This window comes from Streptomyces sp. NPDC002835, from assembly GCF_053591995.1.
Map to the genome: position 1 here is coordinate 24,412 of NZ_JBSFUW010000057.1, position 8,490 is coordinate 32,901.

The 8,490-nt window shown below is 71.5% G+C and carries 9 protein-coding genes; 1 reads left to right on the forward strand and 8 read right to left on the reverse strand.

Annotated elements, in window-relative coordinates:
* The first annotated feature begins 114 nt into the window (after window positions 1-114).
* Window positions 115-1,305 carry a DUF5667 domain-containing protein gene (locus ACWD01_RS34710; RefSeq protein ID WP_451167620.1) on the forward strand — a complete coding sequence of 397 codons (1,191 nt, stop codon included), beginning with the start codon at window positions 115-117 and terminating at the stop codon, window positions 1,303-1,305.
* 60 nt (window positions 1,306-1,365) lie between these two features.
* Here ACWD01_RS34710 and ACWD01_RS34715 read toward each other — a convergent pair whose 3' ends face one another.
* From ACWD01_RS34715 to ACWD01_RS34750, 8 genes are all read right to left on the reverse strand, one after another.
* Complete coding sequence (locus tag ACWD01_RS34715; RefSeq protein ID WP_451167622.1) at window positions 1,366-2,517, reverse strand: 1-acyl-sn-glycerol-3-phosphate acyltransferase; 1,152 nt, start codon at window positions 2,515-2,517, stop codon at window positions 1,366-1,368.
* 15 nt (window positions 2,518-2,532) lie between these two features.
* The gene (locus tag ACWD01_RS34720; RefSeq protein WP_451167624.1) at window positions 2,533-3,633 is read right to left on the reverse strand and encodes an NAD-dependent epimerase/dehydratase family protein; all 1,101 of its coding nucleotides are present in this window, start codon (window positions 3,631-3,633) and stop codon (window positions 2,533-2,535) included.
* A 198-nt stretch (window positions 3,634-3,831) separates the two neighbouring features.
* Window positions 3,832-3,930, reverse strand: coding sequence for a 30S ribosomal protein bS22 (locus ACWD01_RS34725; RefSeq protein WP_003948845.1), 99 nt, complete (start codon window positions 3,928-3,930; stop codon window positions 3,832-3,834).
* A gap of 143 nt (window positions 3,931-4,073) precedes the next feature.
* Window positions 4,074-4,286, reverse strand: a complete 213-nt coding sequence (locus ACWD01_RS34730; protein WP_014046653.1) for a helix-turn-helix domain-containing protein — start codon at window positions 4,284-4,286, stop codon at window positions 4,074-4,076.
* A gap of 128 nt (window positions 4,287-4,414) precedes the next feature.
* A complete protein-coding gene (locus tag ACWD01_RS34735) occupies window positions 4,415-5,218 on the reverse strand; it encodes a phosphatase (protein ID WP_451167626.1) in 804 nt (267 codons plus the stop codon).
* A gap of 105 nt (window positions 5,219-5,323) precedes the next feature.
* Window positions 5,324-6,499 (reverse strand): acetoin utilization protein AcuC, encoded by a 1,176-nt coding sequence (locus ACWD01_RS34740; RefSeq protein ID WP_451167628.1) that lies wholly within the window; start codon window positions 6,497-6,499, stop codon window positions 5,324-5,326.
* Window positions 6,450-7,685, reverse strand: a complete 1,236-nt coding sequence (locus tag ACWD01_RS34745; RefSeq protein WP_451167629.1) for an MFS transporter — start codon at window positions 7,683-7,685, stop codon at window positions 6,450-6,452. Before ACWD01_RS34745 ends, ACWD01_RS34740 begins: the two co-directional genes overlap by 50 nt.
* Before the next feature lie 43 nt (window positions 7,686-7,728).
* On the reverse strand, window positions 7,729-8,373 hold the full coding sequence (locus ACWD01_RS34750; RefSeq protein ID WP_451167631.1) for an HAD family hydrolase: 645 nt from the start codon (window positions 8,371-8,373) through the stop codon (window positions 7,729-7,731).
* Window positions 8,374-8,490 lie beyond the last annotated feature (117 nt).

The window sequence follows — 8,490 nt, forward strand, 5'->3', positions numbered from 1 at the left end:
CTCTGGACACGCCATGCCCGCAGCCACTCACTCTTTCGTGTGGATGTGCTCAAGGTGTGCAACCCTCCAGATCCCCAGGGGAGTCGATCGTCATGACGAGAGGAGGTGCCGCCAGTGATCGCGAACGTTTCGGCGCACCGGCGGGCGAACGCCTTCGCCCAGGCCTTGGAAGACCAGGCGGCCGAACAGCCCGACGAGTCGGTCGAGTCAGTCGAACCGCCAGAGCACGAACGGCTGTTGACCCTGGCCCACGGTCTAGGCGAGCTACCGAAGCCGCACATGGATCCCGAGGTCAAAGTGGTGCAGCGGGCACAGCTCGTGGCCGCCATGGAGGCGATGCTCCAAGAAGGCACGGCGGCCTCGCCCGCGGGCCCTACCGTGCCCGAGCAGCGGACCTCCGGCCGCGGCGCCCACCGGGCATCCCCGCTCCGGAAACTGCGGCCCCGTTCCCGCTGGTCGAAGGGGCTCGCGGCCGGCGGTCTGACCGTCGGTGTGGCGGCGGGCGCCCTCGGCGGGGTGGCCGCGGCCAGTTCCGACGCCCTCCCCGGTGAATCGCTGTACGGGCTGAAGCGCGGCATGGAGGACTTCAAGCTCGGCCTGGCCGACGACGACTCCGACCGCGGCGAGCTCTATCTCGACCAGGCGTCCACCCGCCTGAGCGAGGCCCGCAGGCTCATGGAGCGGGACCGCGCCGGCGCCATGGACCACGAGTCCCTGGGCGAGGTCCGCCGCACGCTCACCGGCATGCGGCACGACGTCACCGAGGGCCACCGCCTGCTGAGCGCCGCGTACGAGCGCGACGGCTCCCTCGCCCCGATGGCCGCGCTCAACTCCTTCTCCCGCTCCCACCGCGAGGCGTGGGACGGACTGCGCGACCGGCTGCCCGTCCAGCTGACCGATGTCGGCGACCAGGTCGACTCCGCCTTCGACGCCATAGACGAACAGGTCGGCCCGCTCGAGTCGCTGCTGCCCAAGGCCCCGGAGAAGCAGCACGGCTCCCAGGGCCCGGGCACCTCGCAGGACTCCGGGAGCACCGCGGATCCCGGCGGCACGGCGCCCAGCGCGCCCGGCGGCGAGCCGGCCGGGGAGGACGCCAGTCCCAGCCCGTCCGGCTCCAGCACGGCCGCGCAGGACGACGGCCTGCTCGGCGGCAACACGGGCGGTCTGCTCGACCTGCCCGAGGACGCGACGAGCGCGTCGCCGTCCGGCAGGAACTCCGCGCCGTCGGCGCCGGAGGTCACCATCCCGCCGCTCCTGCCGGGCATCCTCCCGGGCCTCGGCTTCGAGGCGGAGGACGACGAGTAGGCGGTGCGTGGGTGAGGGGTGGGTCCCGGCCGGGGCCCACCCCTCACCCATGTCCGGGAGTCAGAAGAAGACCGAGCGGCGCTGGACCAGCAGCTTGTAGAGCGTGTGCTGGATCTGCTCCCGCACCTGGTCCGTCAGGTTGAACATCAGCATCGGGTCCTCCGCCGCCTCCGGCGGATAGCCGTCCGTCGCGATCGGCTCCCCGAACTGGATCGTCCACTTCGTCGGCAGCGGCACCGCCCCGAGCGGCCCGAGCCAGGGGAACGTCGGCGTGATCGGGAAGTACGGGAAGCCCAGCAGCCGCGCCAGCGTCTTCGCGTTGCCGATCATCGGGTAGATCTCCTCGGCCCCGACGATCGAGCACGGCACGATCGGCGCGCCCGCCCGCAGCGCCGTGGACACGAAGCCGCCGCGGCCGAACCGCTGAAGCTTGTAGCGCTCGCCGAACGGCTTCCCGATGCCCTTGAAGCCCTCGGGCATCACGCCCACCACCTCGCCGCGCTGCAGAAGCCTTGTCGCATCCTCGGCGCAGGCCAGGGTGTGGCCGGCCTTGCGGGCCAGTTCGTTGACCACCGGCAGCATGAAGACAAGGTCCGCGGCGAGCAGCCGCAGATGGCGGCCCGCCGGGTGGTTGTCGTGGACGGCGACCTGCATCATCAGCCCGTCCAGCGGCACGGTCCCCGAGTGGTTGGCGACCACCAGCGCGCCACCGTCCGCCGGGATGTTCTCGATGCCCTTCACCTCGACACGGAAGTATTTCTCGTACAGCGGCCGCAGCATCGACATCAGGACCTGGTCGGTGAGCTCGGCGTCGTAACCGAACTCGTCGACCTCGTAGTCCCCCGTGATCCGGCGCCGCAGGAACGCCAGCCCGCCGGCGACCCTCCGGTCCCAGGCGCCGGCCGCCGCACCGGGCGTCTCCTGCGCGGCCGCGGTGCCCTGATGTCCCTCCGCGGCGGCCGCGGTGCTCCCGGAGTCCTGCGAGGCCTCCGGCCCCTCGGCGCCCTCAGCGCTCATGGCGCCGGGCGCCACCGGCTCGTCCGTGCCGTCGTCGCTCTGCGGCCCGGGCAGGGCGCTCACCACGGCCTCCCCCGTCGCCGCGGGGTCGGCCTTGCGGCGGCCGCCTGCCGGGGAGCGCCGCCGCGCCGGGCGCTGTGCACCGCCGCCGCGCGACCGGTCGTCGTCGAACGGAATGACCTTGGCGTCCGCCATCGTCGGCTGCGCTCCTTATCCGGGCTGTCCGCTGCTGTGCGTCGTCGTCTGCGTGGCCGCCGGCCCGCCGGTCTCCACGGCGTCGTCGTCCAGGGACAGGGCCGCCGTGACCTGGTCCACCGCCCTGGCGAGCTTCTCGGGCGGCAGCAGCCCGGGCCCGCGGCTGCGTGCGAAGTCCGCGAACGTCTCCGCCGTCGTGTACTTCGGCCGGAAGCCCAGTGTCTCGCGCATCTGAACGGTGCTCACCACGCGCCCGTGGGTCAGCAGCCGGATCTGCTCGGGCGAGAAGTCGGTGAGGCCGATCGTCCGCAGCGCGGATCCCACCCAGGTGACCGCCGGCAGCAGCACCGGCAGCGTCGGCCTGCCCAGCCTGCGCGAGCACTGCGACAGCGTCAGCACGCCGTCCCCGGCGATGTTGAAGGTGCCGCTGTTGAGGGTGCCGCGCCGCGGTTCGTGCAGGGCGATCCGCAGCACGTCGATGACGTCGTCCTCGTGGACGAACTGCAGCCGCGGGTCGTAGCCGAAGACCGTCGGCATCACGGGCAGCGTGAAGAAGTCGGCGAGCGGCGAGTCGGCGCACGGTCCGAGGATGTTGGCGAAGCGCAGCACGCACACCGCCACGTCGGGCCGGCGCCGGGCGAAGCCGCGCACATACCCCTCGACCTCGACGGCGTCCTTGGCGAAGCCGCCGCTCGGCAGCGACTTGGGCGGCATGGTCTCCGTGAAGACCGCCGGGTCGCGCGGGGCGGAGCCGTACACGCTCGTACTGGACTTGATCACCAGCCGCTTGACCGTCGGCGACTTCTGGCAGGCGCCGAGGAGCTGCATGGTGCCGATGACGTTGGTCTCCTTGACGGCCGCACGGCCGCCGGCGCCGAGCGGGGTGCCCGTCACGTCCATGTGCACGACCGTGTCGACGGCGTACTCGGCGAGCACCCGCGCGATGGCGGGCTGCCGGATGTCGGCACGGACGAACTCGGCACCGCCCAGGTGATGTCCGGGGCCGACGGCGTCGACCGCGATCACCCGGTCCACCTCGGGGTCCCGCTGGACGCGCCGTACGAGACGGCCGCCGAGCTGCCGGGCCACTCCGGTGACGAGCACGACCTTGCCCAAGATCAGCGCCTTCCTTGGGGCGTTCCGGCCCTGGTCCGCCGACCGGGCCTCGAGTCCTGGCGTCACCGTAGCGCGTCACTGTTGCGCTGTGATGACCGCACGACGGACTTTCGCCACGTCGTGCCGTGTCGGAGCAGCAAACACCCCGGCCCCTCCACCGTGCGGTGGAGGGGCCGGGGCGACGCGTACAGCTGCCGCTTACTTCTTGTTGCGACGCTGAACGCGCGTGCGCTTGAGCAGCTTGCGGTGCTTCTTCTTGGCCATCCGCTTACGCCGCTTCTTGATAACAGAGCCCACGACTACCCTCGCTCACTTCTCGGAACACCCCCGCATCAGCGGGAATCTCGGTGCGGGGCGTCTGGGCCCACACGACCTACGTCGGCCTAGCCTACCTGCCGCCGAGTGAGGGACGTAATCCGAGGGGAACCGTCGAGCCTGCGTCACGCAGATTCCACCCCCACGAAGGATTCGCGGAGATACTCGTGCACCGCTTGCTCCGGTACCCGGAAGGACCTCCCCACCCGGATCGCCGGCAGATGACCGCTGTGCACCAAGCGGTACACCGTCATCTTCGACACCCGCATCACCGAGGCAACTTCCGCCACGGTGAGAAACTTGACCTCGTTGAGAGGCCTCTCGCTGCCAGCAGCCATGACCCACCTGTACCTTCCGCACCCGACGCGCACCGGCTTCCCCTCCGGTGACTCTTCGTCGCTGTGCGCTCACTGCCCAGACTAGGGGCGGGTGATGCAAGTGGGGAAGAGGAGCTGCGATCGGGGGCCTACTGTGACAGACACCCCCGATCGAGCACATAGCGCGTCAACGGCCGGTAGAAATCGGACCGTACGGCGTCGTCAAGCGGAACCGCGACCGACACCAGGCCCTCCGCCTCACCGACGAACAGGGCGGGATCGTCCGTGTCGGCCAGTCCGATGGCCTCGACACCCAGTTGACCTGCTCCGCAGACCCAGCCGTGATCACCGACGACGAGCTCGGGCAGCGGCCCGCCGGCGTCCGCGGCCGCCTCGAGCGCGACTCTGACCGGCAGGGGGGAATGCGTGTGGACACCGGCGGCGGGCGCTCCCGGTTCACGGACTACGGCCACTCCCCGTACGTACTCGAGGCGGTGGGGACGTACTCCGAACCGGGTCGTTATGTCGACACATCGCCCCTGCGCGGGTGTGAGGACAGAACAGCCCGCCGCCGACACGGCGTCTGCCAGACCGGCGTAGAACCCGACCAGCCGGTGCGGATGTCCGGTCCCGAACAGCACCGGGCCGCCGCGCGCGACGACGGCCCCCAGCCGCTCCGCGAACGCGTCGAGCCTGCCGAGGGTCAGCTCGGGGTCGATGACGTCCGCGCCGCTCACCTGCGCCGGATCGGCCGACACCCCGCACCGGTCGGCCATGAGCGCGAGGACGTCCCGCACACTCCAGTTCCACCGGGGGTCGAGGCCGATCGTGACCCGGGGGTCACGCGCGACGAAGGCACGATAGCTCCGCAGACTCGTCTCACGGGGGGTGGCGACGACACCGGCCAGTCGTGACGCCAGCAGATGCGCCCGCAGCGCTCGGGTGCTCAACACCCTGCCGATGCTGACGCACCCGGGCGGCCGCCACACGAAAACCGGGACAACGCCCACAGTTGGCGTAACGCGTGCCGGTCGCGGGGCCGGCGACAAAGCCGGGTGCTAGGCCAGCAGGCCGCGCAGCGGGAAGGCCGCCCGCCGGGTCGCCAGGACGGCCTGGTCCAGCCGGTCGGCGGGGTCGTAGCCCTCGTCCCAGGCGCGCCAGGCCACCGGCCACCGGCCGTCCGTCATCCGCGCCGGCGCCAACTGCCGTGTCTTCGCGTACACCTCGTCCCGCCACGACGACGGGATCACCGACTCGGGCTCCACCGGCTCGTGGGCCGCGATCGCCACCAGATGCGTCCAGGAGCGGGGCACGACGTCCACGACCGCGTATCCCCCGCCGCCGAGGGCGACCCAGCGGCCGCCGTCCACATGCTCGTGGGCCAGCGCGTGGCACGCCTCCTGGACGGCGCGCTGCGCGTCCAGGGACACCGCCAGGTGCGCCAGCGGGTCCTCGAAGTGGGTGTCGGCGCCGTGCTGGGTCACCAGCACCTGCGGCCGGAAGTCGGCCAGCAGCTCAGGCACGACCGCGTGGAAGGCCCGCAGCCAGCCCTCGTCGCCCGTACCAGCCGGCAGCGCCACATTGACCGCCGAGCCCGCCGCCGCGTCGGCGCCGGTCTCCTCCGGCCAGCCGGTCTGCGGGAACAGCGTCCGCGGATGCTCGTGCAGCGACACCGTGAGGACCCGTGGATCGTCCCAGAACGCCGCCTGGACGCCGTCCCCGTGGTGGACGTCCACATCGACGTACGCGACGCGCTCCGCGCCCAGTTCCAGCAGCCGGGCGATCGCCACGGACGCGTCGTTGTAGATGCAGAAGCCGGACGCCCCGCCGGGCATCGCGTGGTGCAGCCCGCCCGCGAAGTTCACCGCGTGCGCGGCGTCCCCGCGCCACACGGCCTCCGCCGCACCGACGGACTGGCCGGCGATCAGGGCCGAGGTCTCGTGCATCCCGGCGAACGCGGGGTCGTCGACCGTGCCGAGCCCGTACGACTGGTCGGCGGCCCTCGGGTCGGCCGACGCGGCCCGTACGGCGTCGATGTAGTCCTCCCGGTGCACGAGACGCAGCGTCGAGTCCCCGGCGGGCTTCCCGGCGACCACGTCCATCGACCGGTCCAGCCCGTAGGCGCGCACCAGCCCCATGGTCAGCGCCAGACGCACCGGATCCATCGGATGGCTGGGCCCGAAGTCATACTTCGTTACCGCCTCGTCCCACATCAACAACCCGCGGCCGCTCATACCCGCCACCGTATCGGGCGCTTCCTTCGCCGAACGCCCGGGCATACACGAGCGTCACCAGGATCAGCGCCATCGGCACCAGCATCGCCCCGCGATAGCTCCAGGCGTCCCCCAGCGCGCCCACGAGGGGCGAGCCGACGAGGAAGCCGACGTAGTTGAAGACGTTCAGCCGGGCCACGGCGGCGTCGCTGGCGCGCCCGGCCGGGAAGAGGCGGCCGGCAGCCGCGAAGGTCTGCGGCACGATCACGCACAGCCCCAGTCCCAGCAGCGTGAACCCGAGCATCCCGACCCACGCCCCCGGCGCCCCCGCCACCACGGCGAACCCGGCCGCCGCCAGCACCGCCCCGCATCTGACGACCGCCACGGCCCCGAACCGCCGTACCCCGAGATCTCCGACGGCCCGCCCGATCAGGGTCGTCACCATGTACGCGTTGTACGGCACTGTCGCGAGCTCCTCCGAGCTCCCGAGGACGTCCTGCAGATACTTGGCGCTCCAGTTGGAGACGGTCGAGTCGCCGATGTACGCGAACGTCATCACCAGGCAGAGCGGCAACAGCAGCTTGAACGCGACCGGGCTGCCGGCCGGGCCCGGTGCTCCCCCGTCGTCCGGCCGCTCTGTGGCGTGCTGCTCGTCGACGTACCACCGGCTCCCGGCCGCCACCGCCGGCACGAGCACCGCGACGACCGGCAGATACGAGACGAGCAGCGCCAGGCCCCAGTGCGCGCCCACCCAGGCGAGCGAGGCTCCGACGATGCCGCCGAGGCTGTACGCGGCGTGGAAGCCGAGCATGATGCTGCGGCCGTAGGCCCGTTGGAGGCCGACGCCGAGTATGTTCATCGACGCGTCGAGCGCTCCGACGGACAGCCCGAACACGCCGAGGGCGACGGCCACCTGCCACAGCCGGTCGCCGGCGGCGACGCCCAGCAGGGACAGCAGCACCACTGGCTGCGCCCAACGCAGCACCGTACTCACGGCGACCCGCCGGACGACGCGCTCGGTCAGCACGCTCCCCACCCCGGCGAGCACCGGCACGGCCGCGAGGAACAGGGGCAGCAGGGCGTCCGAGATCCCGTACCGGTCCTGGATGGCGGGGATACGGGTCACCAGAAGAGCGAAGGCGACGCCCTGGGAGAAGAAGCTGAACGCCAGAGAGGCACGTCCGTGGCGCAACCGCGGCTCAGTCATGGCCGCACAGCGTATGCCCGGGCCCTACTGCGCGGTAGACGGATCACACGAGCAGTGCGGGCAGCTCTGCCATCGCGCCGAACCAGCCGTTGGCGCCGGCGAGTTCCGTCTCGGCGGTCATGGCGGTGAAACCGTAGACGTCCATCCGCGCGGCCAGGGCCGCCTGTACGCCGAGGCGGCTGTCCTCCACGACGACACACCGCTCGGGCGCGACGCCCATCCGCCGGGCGGCATGAAGGAAGAGATCGGGCGCCGGCTTGCCCCGGCCCACGTCCTGGGCGCTGAAGACGATGTCGTCCGTGAACCACCGGTCCAGCCCCGTGGTTCGATGACCGACCCGGATGCGCTCATGGCTGCCGGAGGAGGCGACGCAGTACGGCACTCCATCGGCCCGGAGCTTCTCCAGCACCTCGGTCACGCCGTCGACGGGCGTCAGTTCGCGCTCGAAGGCGGCGAAGACGCGGGCATGAAAGGTGTCGTCGAAATCGGCGGGCAGCGCGTGTCCGGTCCGCTCGCGTATCAGGTCGTGGACGCGGTGCACGGCGGCGCCCATGTAGTCGCGCAGTGAGTCCTCGTACGTGGTGGGGTGGCCGAGCTCGGTGAGGTAGGCGGCCAGGATGGTGTTCGAGAGGGGCTCGCTGTCGACGAGCACACCGTCGTTGTCGAAGATGACGAGGTCATAGCGCATGCCGACGACCCTAATGGAGCGGCCGGGTCGTGAATGGGTCTTGAACGCAGGAAAGCCCCGCACCAGAGGTGCGGGGCCTTCCCACAATAATTGTTCGGCGGCGTCCTACTCTCCCAC